Origin of the sequence: Cystobacter fuscus (assembly GCF_002305875.1) — a bacterium.
GTDB classification, from domain to species: Bacteria; Myxococcota; Myxococcia; order Myxococcales; family Myxococcaceae; genus Cystobacter; species Cystobacter fuscus_A.
Genome location: NZ_CP022098.1, coordinates 5,583,696 through 5,601,611, shown reverse-complemented (window position 1 = coordinate 5,601,611; position 17,916 = coordinate 5,583,696). Strand labels below are relative to the sequence as shown.

At 69.0% G+C, this 17,916-nt stretch carries 16 protein-coding genes; 6 read left to right on the top strand and 10 right to left on the bottom strand.

Features of this window, described 5'->3' with window-relative positions; all coding sequences use genetic code 11:
- Window positions 1–3: 3 nt before the first annotated feature.
- From lepA to mnmA, 8 genes are all read right to left on the bottom strand, one after another.
- Window positions 4–1,815, bottom strand: a complete 1,812-nt coding sequence (gene lepA / locus CYFUS_RS22800; protein ID WP_095992168.1) for a translation elongation factor 4 — start codon at window positions 1,813–1,815, stop codon at window positions 4–6.
- Window positions 1,816–2,026: 211 nt separating this feature from the next.
- Window positions 2,027–2,671 (bottom strand): SRPBCC family protein, encoded by a 645-nt coding sequence (locus CYFUS_RS22795; RefSeq protein WP_095987147.1) that lies wholly within the window; start codon window positions 2,669–2,671, stop codon window positions 2,027–2,029.
- 105 nt (window positions 2,672–2,776) lie between these two features.
- On the bottom strand, window positions 2,777–3,703 hold the full coding sequence (locus CYFUS_RS22790; RefSeq protein WP_095987146.1) for an NAD-dependent epimerase/dehydratase family protein: 927 nt from the start codon (window positions 3,701–3,703) through the stop codon (window positions 2,777–2,779).
- A gap of 60 nt (window positions 3,704–3,763) precedes the next feature.
- On the bottom strand, window positions 3,764–4,723 hold the full coding sequence (locus tag CYFUS_RS22785; RefSeq protein ID WP_095992167.1) for a UDP-glucuronic acid decarboxylase family protein: 960 nt from the start codon (window positions 4,721–4,723) through the stop codon (window positions 3,764–3,766).
- A 14-nt stretch (window positions 4,724–4,737) separates the two neighbouring features.
- Window positions 4,738–4,929 (bottom strand): ribbon-helix-helix domain-containing protein, encoded by a 192-nt coding sequence (locus CYFUS_RS22780; protein ID WP_002629869.1) that lies wholly within the window; start codon window positions 4,927–4,929, stop codon window positions 4,738–4,740.
- Window positions 4,930–5,077: 148 nt separating this feature from the next.
- Window positions 5,078–6,277, bottom strand: coding sequence for a mannose-6-phosphate isomerase, class I (gene manA, locus CYFUS_RS22775; protein WP_095987145.1), 1,200 nt, complete (start codon window positions 6,275–6,277; stop codon window positions 5,078–5,080).
- A gap of 12 nt (window positions 6,278–6,289) precedes the next feature.
- Window positions 6,290–7,189, bottom strand: coding sequence for an SPOR domain-containing protein (locus tag CYFUS_RS22770; protein WP_095987144.1), 900 nt, complete (start codon window positions 7,187–7,189; stop codon window positions 6,290–6,292).
- A 121-nt stretch (window positions 7,190–7,310) separates the two neighbouring features.
- A complete protein-coding gene (gene mnmA, locus CYFUS_RS22765; RefSeq protein ID WP_095987143.1) occupies window positions 7,311–8,357 on the bottom strand; it encodes a tRNA 2-thiouridine(34) synthase MnmA in 1,047 nt (348 codons plus the stop codon).
- Between the two features lie 401 nt (window positions 8,358–8,758).
- On the opposite strand from mnmA, the gene CYFUS_RS22760 reads away from it, so the two are divergent.
- Window positions 8,759–10,657, top strand: a complete 1,899-nt coding sequence (locus CYFUS_RS22760; RefSeq protein WP_095987142.1) for a Hint domain-containing protein — start codon at window positions 8,759–8,761, stop codon at window positions 10,655–10,657.
- Between the two features lie 51 nt (window positions 10,658–10,708).
- On the opposite strand, the gene CYFUS_RS22755 is transcribed toward CYFUS_RS22760, so the two are convergent.
- Window positions 10,709–11,977: a CCA tRNA nucleotidyltransferase gene (locus tag CYFUS_RS22755; RefSeq protein WP_095992166.1), complete on the bottom strand. Its 1,269-nt coding sequence runs from the start codon at window positions 11,975–11,977 to the stop codon at window positions 10,709–10,711.
- Between the two features lie 131 nt (window positions 11,978–12,108).
- On the opposite strand from CYFUS_RS22755, the gene thiD reads away from it, so the two are divergent.
- Window positions 12,109–12,909 (top strand): bifunctional hydroxymethylpyrimidine kinase/phosphomethylpyrimidine kinase, encoded by an 801-nt coding sequence (thiD, locus tag CYFUS_RS22750; protein WP_232537718.1) that lies wholly within the window; start codon window positions 12,109–12,111, stop codon window positions 12,907–12,909.
- On the opposite strand, the gene CYFUS_RS22745 is transcribed toward thiD, so the two are convergent.
- Window positions 12,900–13,838 (bottom strand): LysR family transcriptional regulator, encoded by a 939-nt coding sequence (locus CYFUS_RS22745; protein ID WP_095987141.1) that lies wholly within the window; start codon window positions 13,836–13,838, stop codon window positions 12,900–12,902. The two genes, thiD and CYFUS_RS22745, sit on opposite strands and share 10 nt — an antisense overlap.
- An 81-nt stretch (window positions 13,839–13,919) precedes the next feature.
- Here CYFUS_RS22745 and CYFUS_RS22740 point away from each other — a divergent pair, with 81 nt between their 5' ends.
- The 4 genes from CYFUS_RS22740 to CYFUS_RS22725 are packed head-to-tail and all read left to right on the top strand — an operon-like array spanning window position 13,920 to window position 17,758.
- Window positions 13,920–15,167: an acyl-CoA dehydrogenase family protein gene (locus CYFUS_RS22740; RefSeq protein ID WP_095987140.1), complete on the top strand. Its 1,248-nt coding sequence runs from the start codon at window positions 13,920–13,922 to the stop codon at window positions 15,165–15,167.
- A complete protein-coding gene (locus CYFUS_RS22735; protein WP_095987139.1) occupies window positions 15,164–15,985 on the top strand; it encodes an SDR family oxidoreductase in 822 nt (273 codons plus the stop codon). Before CYFUS_RS22740 ends, CYFUS_RS22735 begins: the two co-directional genes overlap by 4 nt.
- Window positions 15,986–15,992: 7 nt before the next feature.
- Window positions 15,993–17,066, top strand: a complete 1,074-nt coding sequence (locus CYFUS_RS22730) for a phosphotransferase family protein (RefSeq protein ID WP_095987138.1) — start codon at window positions 15,993–15,995, stop codon at window positions 17,064–17,066.
- Complete coding sequence (locus CYFUS_RS22725) at window positions 17,066–17,758, top strand: histidine phosphatase family protein (protein ID WP_095987137.1); 693 nt, start codon at window positions 17,066–17,068, stop codon at window positions 17,756–17,758. Before CYFUS_RS22730 ends, CYFUS_RS22725 begins: the two co-directional genes overlap by 1 nt.
- Window positions 17,759–17,916: the final 158 nt, after the last annotated feature.

Below are 17,916 nucleotides of genomic sequence, written 5' to 3'. Positions count from 1 at the left end.
GACCTATTCCTCCGTCTTGAGCACCGCGAGGAAGGCCTCCTGCGGGATCTCCACCGAGCCCACCTGCTTCATCCGCTTCTTGCCCTCCTTCTGCTTCTCCAGCAGCTTGCGCTTGCGGCTGATGTCACCGCCGTAGCACTTGGCGAGCACGTTCTTGCGGATGGCGGAGATCGTCTCTCGCGAGATGATCTTCGCGCCGATGGCGCCCTGGATGGCCACCTCGTACATCTGCTTGGGAATGACTTCCTTGAGCTTCTGGCACACCTCGCGGCCGCGCTGGTAGGCGCGCTCCTTGTGGACGATGACGCTGAGCGCGTCCACGGGGTCGCCGTTGATGAGGATGTCCAGGCGCACCAGGTCCGCCTCCACGTAGCCGGCCAGCTCGTAGTCGAGGCTGGCGTAGCCGCGCGTGACGCTCTTGAGCTTGTCGAAGAAGTCGAAGACGACCTCGGCCAGGGGCATCTCGTACGTCACCTGCACGCGCGTGCCGCTGGTGCCCAGGTACTTCATGTCCTTCTGCACGCCGCGCCGGTCCTGGCACAGCTTGAGCACCGCGCCCAGGTAGTCGTTGGGCACGTGGATGTGACAGGTGAGGACGGGCTCCTCGAACCTGGCGATCTTCTGCACCGGCGGCAGCTTGGCCGGGTTGTCCACGTGCGTCACCGCGCCCTGCGAGTCGGTGATGCGGTAGACCACCGAGGGCGCCGTGGTGATGAGCGACAGGTTGTACTCGCGCTCCAGGCGCTCCTGGACGATCTCCATGTGCAACAGGCCCAGGTAGCCGCAGCGGAAGCCGAAGCCGAGCGCCGTGGAGGACTCGGGCTCGTAGGTGAAGGCCGCGTCGTTGAGCTTGAGCTTGGCCAGCGCGTCGCGCAGGCCCTCGTACTGCTCGGAGTCCACCGGGAAGATGCCGGAGAACACCATGGGCTTGACTTCCTTGAAGCCCGGGAAGGGCGCGTCCGTGGGGCGCAGCTCCTCCGTCACGGTGTCACCCACCTTGGCGTCCTGGAGCTCCTTCACGTTGGCCACCAGCACGCCCACCTCGCCCGCGATGAGCTGCTGCACCGGGCGGGAGAACGGGCTGAAGACGCCCAGTTCCTGCACCTCGAAGGCCTTGTTGTTGCTCCACAGCTTGATCTTCTGCTTGAGCTTGAGCGAGCCCTCGAGCACGCGCACCAGCGTCACCACGCCGCGGTAGTTGTCGTACCAGCTGTCGAAGATGAGCGCGCGCAGCGGAGCGGCCGGATCTCCCGAGGGGGGCGGCACGTTCTTCACCACCGCCTCGAGGATGTCCTTGATGCCGATGCCCTCCTTGGCTGAGGCCGGCACGGCACTGGAGCCATCGATGCCGATCACGTCCTCGATCTCCGTGCGCGTGCGCTCCACGTCGGCGCTCGGCAGATCGATCTTGTTGATGACCGGGATGATCTCCAGGTTGTGATCCAACGCCATGTAGACGTTGGCGAGCGTCTGGGCCTCGACGCCCTGGGAGGCGTCCACCACCAGGAGGGCGCCCTCGCACGCGGCGAGCGAGCGGCTCACCTCGTAGGCGAAGTCGACGTGTCCCGGGGTGTCGATGAGGTTGAGGACATACTTCTGGCCGTCGTTGGCGGTGTAGTTCATCCGCACCGACTGGGCCTTGATGGTGATGCCCCGCTCGCGCTCCAGCTCCATGTTGTCGAGGAACTGGTCCTGCGCCTCGCGCTTCGTCACCGTACCGGTGGCGTCGAGCAAGCGATCGGCCAGGGTGGACTTGCCGTGGTCGATGTGCGCGATGATCGAGAAGTTGCGGATGTGGGCGTTTTCGGACGGCATGGTCAAGGGGCCTCGGGTTACGAGGAAGCCGGCTTGACTAACACCGAACCCCCCTGAAATCCACGTACACGAGGGGGGCGGCAGCAGGCTTCCGCCCGTCCGTCGTCGCCCTCCCCCGGGGTCCGAGGAGGCCCCCAGGAGCCCACCCATCGCGCGCAACCTCCCGGAAGCACTGGCCCTCCAGGGTGGGCTCTCCTTCCCGGGTGGAAGTTCAGGGAGTGGGCGCCGCGACGGCCTGCCCGCCCTCGGCGGCCGGAGGAGCCTCGACCGGGGCCGCCACCTTCTCGGCCGCCAGCTTCGCCGCCTCGGCCTCGGCGCGCTTGCCGGCCTCGGCCTCCGCCAGCGTCTTCATGGCCGCCAGGCCCTTGTCGAAGTCCTTGCCGAGCATGGCATCCCGGTCGACGACGAGGCTGAAGGCCTTGCCCATGAAGTTGTCCTCGCCGCTCATCGCCCAGGTCACCTCGACGCCCTCGGCCGCCGGCTTGAACGTGAAGGTGGTGCGGGTGGTGGACGCGAAGGGGCGGATGAACTCCAACTGGATGCGCACGAGCTCGTTCGGCTTGCTCTCCTCGATGAGCATCCGGCCCTCGCCCACCTGATCATTGCCGGACCAGCCGTAGCGCGCCCCCTCGCCCATGGGCGCGCCCTCGAACGTCGTCTTCTGGCTCGGGTCCAGCGCGTTCCACGGCAGCCACCCGCCCCACTGGTGGAAGTCATTCACCAGCGCGAAGGCGACGTCCGGCGGCGCCTTGAACGTCGCGGAGCGCTGGACGGAGTAGGTGGACGGACGCGTGGCGATGACGCCGAACAGCGCGACGATGACGACAGCCAGACCCAGGAGGATCTTCTTGAGCACGGAGAGCCCTTTCAACCGACAGGCGGAGGAAAGAGCGTCATAGGGAATCGGCTTCGTGCCCCACAAGAGTCCGGCGGTGTGGACGCCCCGGACCCCGGGGATGCTTCAGCGCCCGGCCTTCTCGCGGAAGAAGGCCACGGTGCGCCGGGTGCCCTCGGCCAGGTCCACCGTGGGCTGCCAGCCGAGCACCTCCCGGGCGAGCCGGTTGTCCACGCACGAGCGCATCTGCTCGCCGGGCCGGCCCGGGGCGTGACCCGCGGCCTTGGGAGAGCCGGCCGCCTGGGCCAGCAGGCCGAAGAGGCGGTTGATGTCCGTCTCCATGCCGGTGCCGATGTTGATGGGGCCCGAGTAGTCCTTCTCCGCCGCGAGCAGGTTGGCGCGCGCCACGTCCTCCACGTAGACGAAGTCGCGCGTCTGCTTGCCCTCGCCGTAGATGGTGCAGTCCTGGCCGGCGAGCAGCCGCGTGCTGAAGATGGACACCACGCCGGCCTCGCCGTGCGGGTTCTGTCGCGGGCCGTACACGTTGGCGTAGCGCAGCGCCACGTACTTCAGCCCGTACTGGGCCTTGTAATAGTTGAGGTACAGCTCCCCCGCGGCCTTGGACACGCCGTAGGGAGAGATGGGCCGGGTGGCATGGGACTCGGGCGCCGGGAAGACGTCCTGCTCGCCGTAGATGGCCCCACCCGTCGAGCTGAACACCACCTTCTGCACGCCCGACACGCGCGCGGCCTCCAGCAGGTTGAGGAAGCCGAGGATATTGGCGTCCGCGTCGAAGCGGGGATCCTCCACGCTGCGGCGCACGTCCATCTGCGCCGCCAGGTGGCAGAGGATCTGCGGGCGCTCGGAGCGCACGAGCTGCGCGGCCTCCGGGCTGCGGATGTCCGCCACTTCCAGCCGCACGCGCGGATCCAGGTTTTCCTTCTTGCCGCTCGACAGGTTGTCCAGGGCAATGACCTCATGGCCCGCGCGGACGAACACGTCACACACATGCGAGCCGATGAAACCCGCTCCACCCGTCACCAGGACTTTCACTCTGAGGCTCCTGCCACCCCAGGGGTGGCGTTCGAAAACGTCGCGCAACGTGCGACGAAGTTAGGAGCCCGACCCCTGGCCGGCAACCGTCCTGAACCAGGAGATGGTCTCCCGCAGACCTTCTTCCAGGCCGACGCGGGGCTCCCACCCGAGCCACTCCCGCGCCCGGGTGATGTCCGGCTGACGCTGCTTGGGATCGTCCTTGGGCAGCGGCAGGTGGACGATCTTCCCGCCTCCGCCCGCCGCCGCGCGCACCGCCTCGGCGAACTCCCGCATCGTCATCTCCCGGGGATTGCCGATGTTCACCGGCTCGCTGACGTCCGAGAGCGCCAGCCGCACGAGGCCGTCGATGAGGTCCTTCACGTAACAGAAGGAACGCGTCTGGGTGCCGTCGCCAAAGACGGTGAAGTCCTCGCCCCGCAGCGCCTGGCACACGAACGCCGGCACCACCCGCCCGTCGTTGAGCCGCATGCGAGGGCCGTAGGTATTGAAGATGCGGACAATGCGCGTCTTCACCCCACGCGAGCGCGCGTACACCATGGTGAGCGCCTCGCCGTAACGCTTGGCCTCGTCGTAGCAGGAGCGCGGGCCGATGGAGTTCACGTTGCCCCAGTAGTCCTCGCGCTGGGGGTGCACGAGTGGATCTCCGTAGATCTCGGAAGTGGAGGCCTGGAGGAACACCGCGCCCCTGGCCTCGGCGAGCTTCAGCCCGTTCTCCGTGCCCACCGAGCCCACGCGCATCGTCTCCAGCGGCAGCTTCGCGTAGTCGAGGGGCGAGGCGGGCGAGGCCAGGTTGAAGACGTAGTCCACCGGGCCCTCCACCGACAGGCCCTCGGTGATGTCCTGGCGCAGCGACTCGAAGCCCGCGCGCCTCAGCAGGTGGGCCACGTTGCGCTCGGAGCCCGTGAGGCAGTTGTCCACCGACACCACGCGCGCCGCCCCATCGTCCAGCAGTCGCTCGCACAGATGGGAGCCGAGGAAGCCCGCGCCACCCAACACCACCACCCGCTGTCCCTTCATGCTCAGCGCCCCACTCATGACCGCGTCCCCAGTTCGTCGAAGGTCGCCTGGCCCGGCAGTTGCGCCTTGTACTTCTCCAGCACGAGATCGATCCCCTGCCGGATGTACTCGGCCACGGGAACCTTCGTCTTCTGGTTCAACGCCTTGAGCATCTCGTTCTGCTCCGGCGTGATGTAGATGGTCGTGCTGATCTTCTTTCGGGCCATGGCGATACGTGAAAATATATGGAGTGACATGGCCCTTGTAGCGCTGTTTTCGGCGCTTCTGTCGTGAATCCCTCCGAATTTCCGAGGGATGAGCGCTTGACTCCCGGTAGGTCTTTGTGGTTGTGCGCCCGACGCCGGAGCCCCGGCGTCAGAGCCCGGCGGTGGCGCGGAACACGAGCCCCTCGCCCTCGAGCGAGTAGGCACCATCCGCCGCGCTCACGAACACCGAGGCACCCCGGGGCAACGCGAGCGTCTCGCCCGGGAGACTCAGGCGGGCGGAGCCCTCGGCGCACAGGAGGATCTCCGGCCCCCGGCGCGCCGGACGCGAGACGGCGCCCGGCCGCAACTGCAAGCGAGAGAGGCGGAACTCCTCGGAGGGGGTCGGGTAGACGGACTCCCCCTCCTCGTGGGGCTGCGCGACGAGCACGTCGACGGGGCCGCACCGGAAGTCCAGCACGCGCAGCAGCTCCGGCACATCCACGTGCTTGGGCGTACAGCCGCCGCGCAGCACGTTGTCCGAGTTGGCCATGAGCTCCACGGCCACCCCGCCGAGGTAGGCGTGGAGGTTGCCCGCGGGCAGGTAGATGGCCTCGCCGGGCCGCAGCCGCACGAGGTTGAGCATCAGCGCGGCCACGACGCCGGGATCTCCCGGGTAGAGCGAGCCGAGCCGCACCGCCTGGCGCCACTCCGCGTGGAAGGGACCGGGCCGCGCCAGACCGGCCGCGCAGGCCTCCACCACCCCGGCCACGAGCGAGGCACGCCGCTCGGACGGGAACGTCATCAGCGCCTCGAACATGCGCGAGACGCCGCGCGCGTCCGGCGAGGCCCGCAGGGGAGAGAGCAGCGGCTCCAGCGCCGCCACCCCGAGCGCGTCGAAGAGCGCGAGCGTCTCGTCCGCGCGGCGGAAGCCACACAGGGCCTCGAAGGGCGTCAGGGCGCAGGTGAGCTCGGGCTTGTGGTTGGCGTCCTTGTAGTTGCGATGGGGCGCATTCAGGGGGATGCCCTGGGCGTTCTCCCGCGCGAAGCCCTCGCGCGCCTGAGCGAGGCTCGGGTGCGTCTGCAGGGACAGAGGCGTCTCGGCCGCGAGCACCTTGAAGAGGAAGGGCAGCTCGGCGCCGAACCGGCGCGTCACCCCCTCGCCCAGCTCGCGCTCCGGCGCGGAGCGGATGAGCTCGAGCAACGTCCGGGAGGCCCCCTCCCGGCCCACCCGCGAAGGGCCTCCGGGGTGGGCACCCATCCACAGCTCGGCCTGGGTGGTGGAGGAAGGCGCGGGCTGTCCGAGCAGCTCGGCGAGGGCCGTTCGCGAGCCCCACGCATACGGTTGGATGACGTTGTCGAGCAGGTACATGACGGCGGGAGGCTAGTTCGCGGCGGCCACGAAGGCCTGGAGCTGGGTCTCGCGCTTGAAGTCCGTGAGGTAGCGCGACGCGGCGTCCTTGGAGGGGAAGCTGCCCATGCGGACCCGGTACCACGTGCCCTTGCCGGGGACCTCGGCGGGGACGATGAAGGGCGCGTAGCCGCGGTCACGCAGCTTCGCCGCGAAGCGATCGGCCTCCGGACGGCTCTGGAAGGCGGACAGCTGCAGGGTGAAGGCACCACCCGGAACGGCCTCGGTGGGGCGCTGGGTGGCGCGGGCGATGGCTTCCTTCATCCCACCGGCGGCCGGAGTGGTCCGGGTCGCCACGGGCGCCGACTCCACCTTGCCGGGCGTGGCGACGGGCTTGCTGTCGGCCACCTTGGGCTCGGCCGGCTTGGGCGCGGGCTTGCTGTCGGCCACCTTGGGCTCGGCCACCTTGGTCTCGGCCGGCTTGGGCGCCGGGGCCTTGGCGGTGCCGGTGGGCGCGTAGTCGTCGTCGGTGGGGCTGGGCGCGGGAGGGTTGTCCTCGGTGGGCTCGGCCACGTCGGCGGGCGGGGGCTCCGCGGGCTTGGGCTTGGGAGCCGGCGGAGGAATGGCGACGGTGACGGTGCCGGGCTTGGAGGGCGCGGCGTCCGGGCTGCTCTTGCGCGTCAGCTCGTCCTGGAAGGTGAGCGGCGACTCGGCCTCGCGCGCCTGCTGGAGCGCCTGGGCATTGGCATCGAGCGCCGACAGGAGATCCGGGGCGGCGGCGGACTGGGCATTGCCGGCGAGCTGCTTGCCCACCACGACGCCGAGGACGAACACGGCCCCCAGCACGATGATCCCGGCGATCAACAGGCTCACGACCTGCCGGTTGTCGAGCGAGACGTCGAACTTCTCCTTCATCCGATGGGCATCGCGCATGGCGTAGCGGTCCTCGATTGTAGCGGAGCCCCGGCCCGGCCACACGAGTGTCGCGGCCTGTAGCGTCGAGGTGCGGCGGAAGGTACGCCCCACCTACCTGCCGGTCAAATTCAGGGCGAGCCTAGACGATCCACCCACCGCCCAGCATCCGATCCCCCTCGTAGACGACCGCGGCCTGGCCGGGAGTCACGGCGCGCGCGGGGGTGTCGAGCCGGATCGACACGAGCCCATGGGGAGACACCTCCACGCGGCCCGCCGCGCCCGGGTGGCGGTGGCGGATGCGGACCATCACGGAGCGCTCCGGCGGGGGCGGCCCATCCACCCAGTGGGGCTGCAAAAGTCCAAAAGAGCCGCGCGCCGTCTCGTCCGCGGGGCCCACCACGACGCGGTTGGACTCGGGCTCGATGCGCTGGACGTAGCGCGCCTCCCCGCCCCCGAGGTTGAGCCCCCGGCGCTGCCCCACCGTGAAGCGGTGCACCCCCGCGTGCGTGCCGAGCACCTGCCCCGCCGTGTCGACGATCTCCCCCGCGGGCTGGGGCCCGGCCACCTTCTCCACGAAGCCGGCGTAGTCCCCGTCGGGCACGAAGCAGATCTCCATGCTCTCGGGCTTGTGGCTGGTGGGCAGCCCGTGGCGCTCGGCGACGGCGCGCACCTCGGCCTTCGTCATGCCGCCCACGGGAAAGAGGATGTCGGCCAGCTCCGCCTGCCCGAGCGTGAACAGGAAGTAGCTCTGGTCCTTGGCCGCGTCCACGGCACGGCGCAGCACGTAGCGGCCCCCCTCCTGCTCGACACGGGCGTAGTGCCCGGTGGCGAGCCGGGCGCCCAGGGCGCGGGCGCGCTTGAGCAGGAAGTTGAACTTCACGTCGCGGTTGCACGCCACGCAGGGGATGGGCGTGCGGCCCCCGAGGTAGGACTGGACGAAGGGGTTGATGACCCGGTCCTTGAAGAGCTCCTCGGCGTCGGCGACGTAGAACGGGATGCCGAGCTTCTGCGCCACGGCGCGGGCATCGTCGATGTCATCCGGGCTGCAACAACTCCCGCACTGGGCCTTGCCCTCGTAGGACCAGACCCGGAGGGTAATCCCGATGACTTCGTGCCCCTGCTCCTGGAGCAGGGCGGCGGCGGCCGAGGAGTCCACTCCTCCACTCATGGCAACGACGACTCGCATGGTTTTCCTCTTACACGTCCGCCCCGCCGCATGCGACCCCCTCGACGCCTCGAAGAGGGCTCCCCGGGCTCTTCCGGCTTCCCCTGCCCTCCCGGCGGGAGCGGGGAGCCCAGGCGGGCGGGCAAGCGTCCGGAGAGGGGGACGTCCGCGACCGGGTGGGGGCGGGAGCGGCCCTCCCCGCGTCAGCGGCCAGCGGGCCGAGCGCATGTCCCGGTGCTCCATCCACCCATGCGGGTTCTTTTATCAAAAGCGTGAGGGCTGGGAATGATGTTCGACGGAAAGCCTATAACTCATTGCCCGGAGGTATGGCCATACCGGCAGTGCATTTCCTTTTCCTTTTTTTCCTGTAATCCCTATCAAGACATCGCCTCTGGCGCGGTGTCTCTGCATGGGAGCGCCCAATGGGACTCGAGAAAACCCTGTCACAGTGGAAGTGTTGCATCCGTGCCGTTCAGCTGACGGGTCTGGCGTTGTTGGGTGCCGGATGGAGCATGCCGCCGCGGCCACTTTCCACGAACGTGTCGCACCAGGTACTGACCGGGCAATCCCAGCAGATGAGCGTGCTGTATGATGCCAGACCGCGCTCGAGGGGCGACCGGCTCAGCATCGAGCTCGACCTGTCGGATGACACGCAATACGGCTTCGTGCTCAATCGGCTCCGTGCGGCGGGCAAGGATGAGCGGAACTCGCCCGAGCTCTTCAACAGGCTGGTCAGATTGAGGCGACGTGCCCTCTCCCGCGGGAGCGGGCAACCCGCGGCCGCGGCGCCGACCGAGCAGCCGATCTGGTGCGACCACTACCTGATCGTGAAGCCTCCGATGCCCATCAATGATGGCGGGTCCATGCGCTATGAACCGTATGTCCACGTGAGCTGCCAGGGAGGAGCCACCTACGTCTACGCGGACATCGTCGCCCATGAAACCAATCAGGGGGAGACCCAGAGCAGGATGGTCGCGTCCAACGCGGGCGAGGAGTACGGCGGTGGAACCAACTTCATCGATGTGGGCACCGCGGCCACGGTGAACGTGGCGGATGGACGCCTGCTCCGGCTGGAGTCCATCGCCCTGGCCATCGATGACGTGACGGGCCGGGACGTCTCCACCTACACCGTGGCCCGTACGTCCGTTGCCTTACTGCAGGAGGGAGGGTTCACGCTCCTCCACCCGCGCGAGAACGCCCCGAACAGCACGTCCGACATCGTCCTGTGTCAGCTCCGTGGCGGCGCGGACTGCGACTACGCGGTGGCCGGCTACTCCAATGGCGTGCTGATGGCTTATCCCCCGACGCCGACCGGAGTCGCGGCGTCGAGGACCGACGCCCCGGGCGTGCTCGACCCCGCCGATTACTGGGAGTTCTCCGCGCCGTTCAACAACCGGCGGCTCTACATCCCGGTCCGCACGGAGATCAAGGCAGGGGCTCGCAACTACTTGCAATGCAAAGTGGACAGCTACACCTATGGTCGGGTCAGGCTCCACACCGATACGGGCGTGGTCTGCTCCAACACGGTGGACTTCAAGGAGCTGCTTCCCGTGGGCCACTACGAGGCGACGTTCAATCACCTCGCCGACACCTCGTACGGCATCAACCAGAACAACCCCGAAGACTGTGGAGCGAACAAGGTCCTCAACAGAGCCACCACCTTCACCATCACCATCCTGGGAAAGGCCAGATGCACCAGCGCGGAGGGCGTCGACTACCTGGAGCCGTTCTACAAGTCCCAGGCGATCGATGGGCGCGCGTTGACCACCCAGCGGCTCTTCTTCCGCAATAGCTGCATGGCCGAGGGCACTCGAATCCAGCTGGCCGGGGGCCGCGTGGTTCCAGTGGAGCAGGTGAAGCTGGGGGACAAGGTCCTCGCAGGCGCCGGCCGTGCGGCGTTGACGGTGACCGACGTGGCACGCGGCAATGAGATGACTCCCTTCGTGCACCTGCGTGACAGCCTCGGCCACCAGGTGACTCTCACCGAGATGCACCCGGTCATCACCGCGAAGGGCCAGGTGGTGGCGGCGAGGGATTTGAAGGCGCGGGATCAGGTCCGCACGGACAAAGGTGTCGCCTCGCTCACCGCGGTGAAGCGCGTGCCGGTGAAGGGCAAGCGCGTGTTCAACCTGAAGCTGGGGACCGCCGAGGAACTGGCGGGAGTGGATGCGCTGGGCCGGACGATGTTCGCGGGCGGCTTCCTCGTGGGGGATCTGACCATGCAGGAGGAATTGGAGCGTCCCGCGAACAAACCGACGGACGTGCTGGCCCGTCTGCCCAAGGCCTGGCACCAGGACTACCTGAACGCGCGGAGGCGGTAGGCCGAAGGAGTCACGGAGGGGGAACCCCGACCATCCACCCCTCGCTCCAAATCAGGCACCACGCGCCTGACGCCAGCCCGTCAGCAGCTCCCGGAGGGTCTCCGGCGTATTGCGCGAGGGCTCGTCGAGCACCTGCTCCATGAGGAAGCGCGTCGCTTCCCCCACCATCGGCGAGGGCCCCACCCCCAGGGCGGACATGATGGCCCCGCCGTTGAGCGCGAGCTCCTTGGGGCTCAGCGGCGGCTTCGTGGCGGCCAGGGCGCGCAGGCGCTCCAGGAGGGTCTCGAACTCCGGCATCCGGGCGGGCTCGCGCACCTGGAGCCGGGCCCGGGCCACGGCACACAGCCCCTCGAGCTGGGCGAGTCCCACCTTGGCGAGCAGGCGGCGAAGCGCGGGATCCGCCGCCCCCACGAGGTGCTCGACACCCGCGTGCGTCACCAGCAGGCGGATGTGCTCGATGCATTTGGTGGGGAACTTGAGCCGGACGCCGATCTCCTCGGCGCGCGGGGGCTCGACGAGGTCCGCGAGCAGGGCGGCCATCCGGAGCTCCGCCTCGGCGGGGGCGGCGACCGCGGCGGCCCGGGCCCGATGGGCGGCCTCGGGCTCCGCCTGGGCCAGCTCGGGCAGGAAGACTCCCAGGAGGCCCGTGTCGGCGAGCAGCTCCAGCCCGAACTCCGCTCGCCGGGACAGCAGCAGCTTGACGAACTCTTCCCTCACCCGCTCGATGGCCACCTTCCGGAAGACCGGAAGCGAGGGCGGAATGGCGGCCTGGGTGTCCGGATCCAGCGTGAAGTCGAGCACCGCGGCGAAGCGCACGGCACGCAGGGGGCGCAGCCCATCCTCGGAGAAGCGCTCGAGCGCCGAGCCCACGCAGCGGATGAGTCGCCGGCCCAGGTCCTCCTGGCCCCCGAAGGGATCGACGAAATGCCCTCCGGCGGGGTCCCACGCCATGGCGTTGATGGTGAAGTCGCGCCGGGCCAGATCCTTGGCGATGTCGCGCTCGAAGGTGACGGTGTTGGGGCGGCGGCCGTCGTGGTAGTCGCCCTCGCTGCGGAAGGTGGTGACCTCGACGTGCACGCCTCCCATGAGCACGGTGACGGTGCCGTGCTGGATGCCCGTGGGAATGACCTTGGGGAAGGCGCGTTGCACCTCCTCGGGCCACGCGCTGCTGGCGACGTCGAAGTCCTTGGGCGCAACGCCCCGGAGCGTGTCCCGGACACACCCGCCGACCAGGTAGGCGGCATGGCCCTCTTCCCGCAGCCGCTCGATGACCTTGCGGATGGGCGGGGGAACCGGGGCATCGAGCAGGAGGGTGGGCATCGTCATGAGGCGGGCTCGGAGGGCGGAGAAGCCCGGGAAGGTGACATGTCCCCTTCCACGCGGGCAAGCACTGGTATACCCCGGGCCCCGGGCGCCATCCGGGAAATGACGCTGGAGAAGGAGCACAAGCCGTGAAGGGACGTGTGTTGATCATCGCGGGATCGGACTCCGGGGGCGGAGCCGGCATCCAGGCGGACGTGAAGACGGTGACGGCCCTCCAGGGGTACGCGGCCACGGCCATCGCCGCGCTCACCGCTCAGGACACGCGCACCGTACGGGCCATCCACGACGTCCCCCTGCCCTTCATCCGATTGCAGATCCAGATGGTGCTCGAGGACATCGGCGCGGATGCCCTCAAGACGGGCATGTTGAGCAAGCCCGAGGTCATCGCCGCCGTGCGCGAGGAGCTCGACCGCCACGCGCCCGACGTCCCCCTCGTGGTGGATCCCGTCATGGTCGCCAAGGGAGGCGCCCGGCTGCTGGACAGCGGGGCCGAGCGGGCCCTCATCGAGCTGCTCCTGCCACGCGCCGCCGTCATCACCCCCAACGCCTCCGAGGCCGAGGCGCTCACGGGCCTGCCCGTCACGACCTTCGAGGAGCAGGACCGCGCCGCCGAGCGCTTGCTGAAGATGGGTGCTCGGGCCGTGCTGCTCAAGGGCGGCCACGTACCGGGAGACGTGGTCCGCGACGTGCTGCTCAGTCCGGCGGGACGTCATGAGTACCGGGGCGAGCGCCTCCCCGACTCCTCCACGCACGGCACGGGCTGCACCCTGGCGTCGGCCATCGCCACGGGGCTCGCCCAGAAGCTCGAGCTGCACCAGGCCGTCGAGCGCGCCCATGCCTACGTGCGCACCGCCATCCGCACCGCGCCCGGCTTCGGTCACGGCAATGGACCCCTCAACCATACCCACACCGTGAAGTCCTACCCCTGACGGGCCTCACGGCCGAGCAGCTCCCCGGCCAGCGCGAGCAATTGCTCGCGCAACCACCGGCCCCTCGGATCCAGGTCCGTCTGCCGGTGCCAGTAGAGGTGGAGCTCGACGGGGGGGAGCGCGAGCGGCACCGGCAGCAGGTGGTTGCCCATGGGCACGCCAATGGCCCGCGCCTGGCGCCGTGGCAGGGTGAGCAACAGGTCCGACTCCGAGACGATGCGGCAGGCCGCCTCGTAGTTCTGGCAGCGCACGGCGATCTGTCGCTGGTGGCCCAGGCGGTTGATCACCAGATCCTCCATGGCCAGCCCCGTGCGCCGCGACGACACCGTGACATGCCGCGCGGCCAGATACGCCGCCACGTCCAGCTTCTTGCGCCGCTGTCCACTCACCACGCAGAAGCTGTCGCGCATCAGCGCCGTGTGCAGCAGTCCGGCGCCCGTCAGTTGCGCCACGTCGATCGCCAGGTCCAACCACCCCGACGCCAGATCCCTCTCCAGCTTGGAGCGCTCCACCCGGACGCTGGAGACCCGGACCTTCGGGGCGCTCGCGCGCAGGCGCTCCACCAGGCGCGGCAGCAGCGCGGGCTCCAGCTCGTCGTTCATCGCGAGGGTCACCTCGGTCACGTCCCGCTCGGGCTCGAAGCCCCGGGTGCGATGCACCGCCTGCTGGAGCAGCGCGAGCGCCTCGCGAATCTCCGGGGCGAGCCGCTCGGCGAGCGGCGTGGGGGTCACTCCCCTTCCCTCCCGCACGAAGAGCGGCTCGCCGAGCTGTTCGCGCAGCCGCGCCAGCGCATGGCTCACCGCCGACTGGCTCAGGAAGAGCACCTCCGCGGCCCGCGTGAGGCTGCGCTCCTGGAGCACGACGTCGAAGACCCGGAAGAGGTTGAGATCCAATCCCGTCAGGCGTGACGGTTCATGAGCCCGATTCATGCGAACACATGACCAGGATTCATTGGATTCATCAACACCCCCTGCTCCAGGATGCCGCGAGCAACGGATACGGGAGGAACGATGAACTTCGAGCCAAGCGCCAGGAGCCAGGAATACCTCGAGCGCGTGAAGCGCTTCGTGCGCGAGCACATCGAGCCGGCGGAAGCGCGCTACGCGGCGCAACTCCAGGCGGATCAAGTGGGGGGAGACTGGCGGCGCTGGCGGATTCCCCCCCTGATGGAGGAGTGGAAGGCCAGGGCGCGCGCCGAGGGCCTGTGGAACCTCTTCCTGCCCGACGCGAAGCTCGGCGCGGGCCTGAGCACCCTGGAGTACGCGCCCATCGCCCAGGAGATGGGCCGCAGCCTCATCGCCCCCGAGGTCTTCAACTGCAACGCCCCGGACACCGGCAACATGGAGGTGCTCTGGCGCTATGGCTCCGAGGAGCAGAAGAAGCAGTGGCTGGAGCCGCTGCTCGCCGGGGAGATCCGCTCGGTGTTCTGCATGACGGAGCCGGACGTGGCTTCCTCGGACGCCACCAACATGCAGGCCACGGCGGTGCTGGACGGCGACCACGTGGTGCTCAATGGCCGCAAGTGGTGGTCGAGCGGCCTGGGCAACCCCAAGGCGAAGGTCGCCATCTTCATGGCGCGCACCCCCGCGCCGGACCAGGACCGGCACCATCAGCACTCCATGGTGCTCGTGCCGCTGGACTCGCCCGGGGTCACCGTCGAGCGCATGCTCCCGGTGTTCGGTGAGTACGACATCTCGCACGGCGGCCACGGCGAGGTGCGCTTCGAGAACGTGCGCCTGCCCGCCTCCAACGTCATCAGTGGCCTGGGCAAGGGCTTCGAGATCGCCCAGGGTCGCCTGGGTCCCGGCCGCATCCACCACTGCATGCGCTGCCTCGGCGCGGCCGAGCGCGCGCTCGAGTTGATGATCGACCGCGGCATGAAGCGCACCGCCTTCGGCAAGCCCCTGCTCAACCTGGGCGGCAACCGCGAGCGCGTGGCCGAGGCCCGCATCGCCATCGATCAGGCCCGGCTGCTCACGCTCTACGCGGCGTGGAAGATGGACGAGGTGGGCGCGCTCGGGGCCATGTCGGAGATCGCCGCCATCAAGGTCGTCGCGCCGAACGTCCTGCAGAAGGTGGTGGACGACGCCATCCAGATCTTCGGTGGCGCGGGCGTGTCGAACGACACCCCGCTCGCGGGCTTCTTCGCCCAGGCGCGCACCCTGCGCCTGGCGGATGGTCCGGACGAAGTGCACAAGGGCGTCATCGCCCGCATCGAGCTCGCCAGGCGCGGCTTCTCCCGGAGCGACCGGTCATGACCTCACAGCGAATCTTCATCACGGGTGGTGCCAGTGGGTTGGGCAAGGCCATCGCGCTGCGCTACGCGCGCGCGGGCTGGCGCGTGGCCATCGGCGACGTGCACGAGGCGCGCGGCAAGGAGACGCTCGCGGAGCTCAAGGCGCTGGGCGTCCAGGCCCTCTCCGTGCACTGTGACGTGACGCGCGAGGGCGATCTGCGCGCGGCGGCCGAGCGGCTCAACGAGGAATGGGGTGGCGTCGACGTCGTGGTCAACAACGCGGGCGTCGCCCAGGCGGGCGGCATCGACGAGGTGCCGATCTCCGACTGGCAGTGGGTGGTGGACATCAACCTGATGGGCGTCGTGCGCGGCTGCCATGTGTTCACGCCCCTGTTCAAGCGCCAGGGCCACGGCCACTTCGTCAACGTCGCCTCCATGGCGGGGCTGCTCGACATGCCGATGATGGGCGCCTACAACGCCACCAAGGCCGCCGTCGTCTCCCTCTCCGAGACGCTACAGAACGAGCTCGCCGACTCGAAGATCGGCGTGACGCTCGTCTGCCCGTCCTTCTTCAAGACCAACCTGGCCGACTCCCTGCGCACCAGCAATCCCGCCATGCACGCCGTGATGGGCAAGCTGCTCAACCGCTCGAAGATCACCGCGGAGGACATCGCGGATCAGATCTTCCAGGCGGTGAAGACGCGCGAGTTCTACGTCCTGCCCCACCTGGAAGGCCGGCAGGCGTGGCTGGCCAAGCGGCTCCTGCCACGCCGGATCTACTCCGAGCTGATCAGGAACCAGGCGCGCCGGATGAGCGGCTTCGGCACCGCGAAGGCCTGAGGAACCCATGTCCGCGACCCCAACCACTGATCAAGCCGGAGCCGTGCGCAAGGGCGAGGAGCTCGACGTCGCGGCCGTGGACGCCTGGCTCAAGCGCCAGGAGCCCTCGCTGGAGGGCACTCCCGAGGTGACGCAGTACTCGGGGGGCGCCTCCAACTGGACCTACCGGCTGAAGTACCCCCAGCGCGACCTCATCCTGCGCCGGCCCCCGGCGGGCACCAAGGCGAAGTCCGCGCACGACATGGCGCGCGAGTTCAACGTGCAGAAGGCGCTCAAGCCCGTCTACCCCGCCGTGCCCACCATGGTGGGGCTGTGTCAGGACGCGACGGTGATCGGCACGGACTTCTACGTCATGGAGCGCATCCCGGGCCTCATTCCGCGCTCGCGCCTGCCCGCGGGCATGACGCTGGACGCCGCCCAGACGCGCCGCCTGTGCCTCAACGTCATCGACAAGCTGATCGAGCTGCACCGGGTGGATCCCCAGGCCGCGGGGCTCACGTCGCTCGGCAAGGGGCCCGGCTATCCCCGGCGGCAGATCGAGGGCTGGTCCGAGCGCTACGAGAAGGCCCGAACGTGGAACGTGCCGAGCTACCGCCGCGTGCGCGACTGGCTCAAGGCGAACACCCCCGAGGACATCGCCACGTGCGTCATCCACAATGACTGGCGCTTCGACAACGTGGTGCTCGACCCCGAGCGGCCCACCGAGGTCATCGGCGTGCTCGACTGGGAGATGGCCACCCTGGGCGATCCCCTGATGGATCTGGGCAACACCCTCGCCTACTGGGTGCACCCCGACGATCACATCATCCTGCGCAGCACCCGCCGCCAGCCCACCCACCTGCCCGGCATGCTCCGGCGCGAGGAGGTGGTCGCCTACTACCTCGAGCGCATGGGCCTCAAGCCCGCCAACTGGGCCTTCTACGAGGTCTACGGCCTGTTCCGCCTCGCCGTCATCATCCAGCAGATCTACTACCGCTATCACCACAAGCAGACGCGCAACCCGGCGTTCAAGAACTTCTGGGTGCTCGTCAACTACCTCGACTGGCGCTGCCGCGGGCTCATCAAGCGGGAGGGCCGCTGATGGGCGCGGTGTACCTGGTGCGCCATGGTCAGGCCTCCTTCGGCAAGTCGGACTACGACGCGCTGTCGGAGACCGGCTTCGAGCAGGCGCGCGTGCTCGGCGAGAGTCTGCGCTCGCGCCTGCCCCGGCCGGACGCGCTCTTCACCGGAAGCCTGCGGCGCCACCGGGAGACCGCCGAGGCGTGCCAGTCCACCTGGGGCGTGGACCTGAAGCTCCAGAGCCTCCCGGGCTTCGACGAGTTCGACCAGGACGAGCTGATCCGCCTGCACACGCCCCGCTACGCGGACCCCGCCACGCTCCGCCAGGAGGTGTTGTCCACCGCGGATCCGCGCCGGGCCTTCCAGGAGCTGTTCACCCAGGCGGTGGCCCGCTGGGTGAGCGGCCAGCACGACGCCGAGTACAAGGAGACCTGGTCCGCCTTCCGCCAGCGCTGCACCCAGTCCCTGGACACCGTCCTGAAGACCCTGGGTCCCTCCGCCACCGGCGTGGTGTTCACCTCGGGGGGACCCATCACCGCGGTGTGTCAGGAGCTGTTGCACCTGCCGGACGAGCACGCGTTCCGCATCAACTGGATGCTCACCAACTGTGGCGTCACCAAGCTCATCTACAGCGAGCGGGGCCGCTACCTCTCCACGCTCAACGAGCACTCCCACTTCGAGGGCGCGCGCCGGGCGCTCATCACCTACCGGTAGCGCCCCCCTCGCCCGCGGTGTCCGCTTTTGGGATCGACCGCCCGGAAGCGAACGCGCACGGGAGGCGGGGGGTAGGAATTTCAGGCGGTTGCGGGCCCAGGGGGGTGGCATATCATTTGCTCTGAATGAGGGGGTCCCCCACCGGACCCCCAGCCTTC

Coding starts and splice junctions, on each gene's coding strand:
- lepA (WP_095992168.1), bottom strand. CDS start 1,815: ATGCCGTCCGAAAACGCCCACATCCGCAACTTCTCGATCATCGCGCAC.
- CYFUS_RS22785 (WP_095992167.1), bottom strand. CDS start 4,723: ATGAAGGGACAGCGGGTGGTGGTGTTGGGTGGCGCGGGCTTCCTCGGC.
- CYFUS_RS22780 (WP_002629869.1), bottom strand. CDS start 4,929: ATGGCCCGAAAGAAGATCAGCACGACCATCTACATCACGCCGGAGCAG.
- manA (WP_095987145.1), bottom strand. CDS start 6,277: ATGTACCTGCTCGACAACGTCATCCAACCGTATGCGTGGGGCTCGCGA.
- CYFUS_RS22770 (WP_095987144.1), bottom strand. CDS start 7,189: ATGCGCGATGCCCATCGGATGAAGGAGAAGTTCGACGTCTCGCTCGAC.
- mnmA (WP_095987143.1), bottom strand. CDS start 8,357: ATGCGAGTCGTCGTTGCCATGAGTGGAGGAGTGGACTCCTCGGCCGCC.
- CYFUS_RS22760 (WP_095987142.1), top strand. CDS start 8,759: ATGGGACTCGAGAAAACCCTGTCACAGTGGAAGTGTTGCATCCGTGCC.
- CYFUS_RS22755 (WP_095992166.1), bottom strand. CDS start 11,977: ATGCCCACCCTCCTGCTCGATGCCCCGGTTCCCCCGCCCATCCGCAAG.
- CYFUS_RS22745 (WP_095987141.1), bottom strand. CDS start 13,838: ATGAATCGGGCTCATGAACCGTCACGCCTGACGGGATTGGATCTCAAC.
- CYFUS_RS22740 (WP_095987140.1), top strand. CDS start 13,920: ATGAACTTCGAGCCAAGCGCCAGGAGCCAGGAATACCTCGAGCGCGTG.
- CYFUS_RS22735 (WP_095987139.1), top strand. CDS start 15,164: ATGACCTCACAGCGAATCTTCATCACGGGTGGTGCCAGTGGGTTGGGC.
- CYFUS_RS22730 (WP_095987138.1), top strand. CDS start 15,993: ATGTCCGCGACCCCAACCACTGATCAAGCCGGAGCCGTGCGCAAGGGC.
- CYFUS_RS22725 (WP_095987137.1), top strand. CDS start 17,066: ATGGGCGCGGTGTACCTGGTGCGCCATGGTCAGGCCTCCTTCGGCAAG.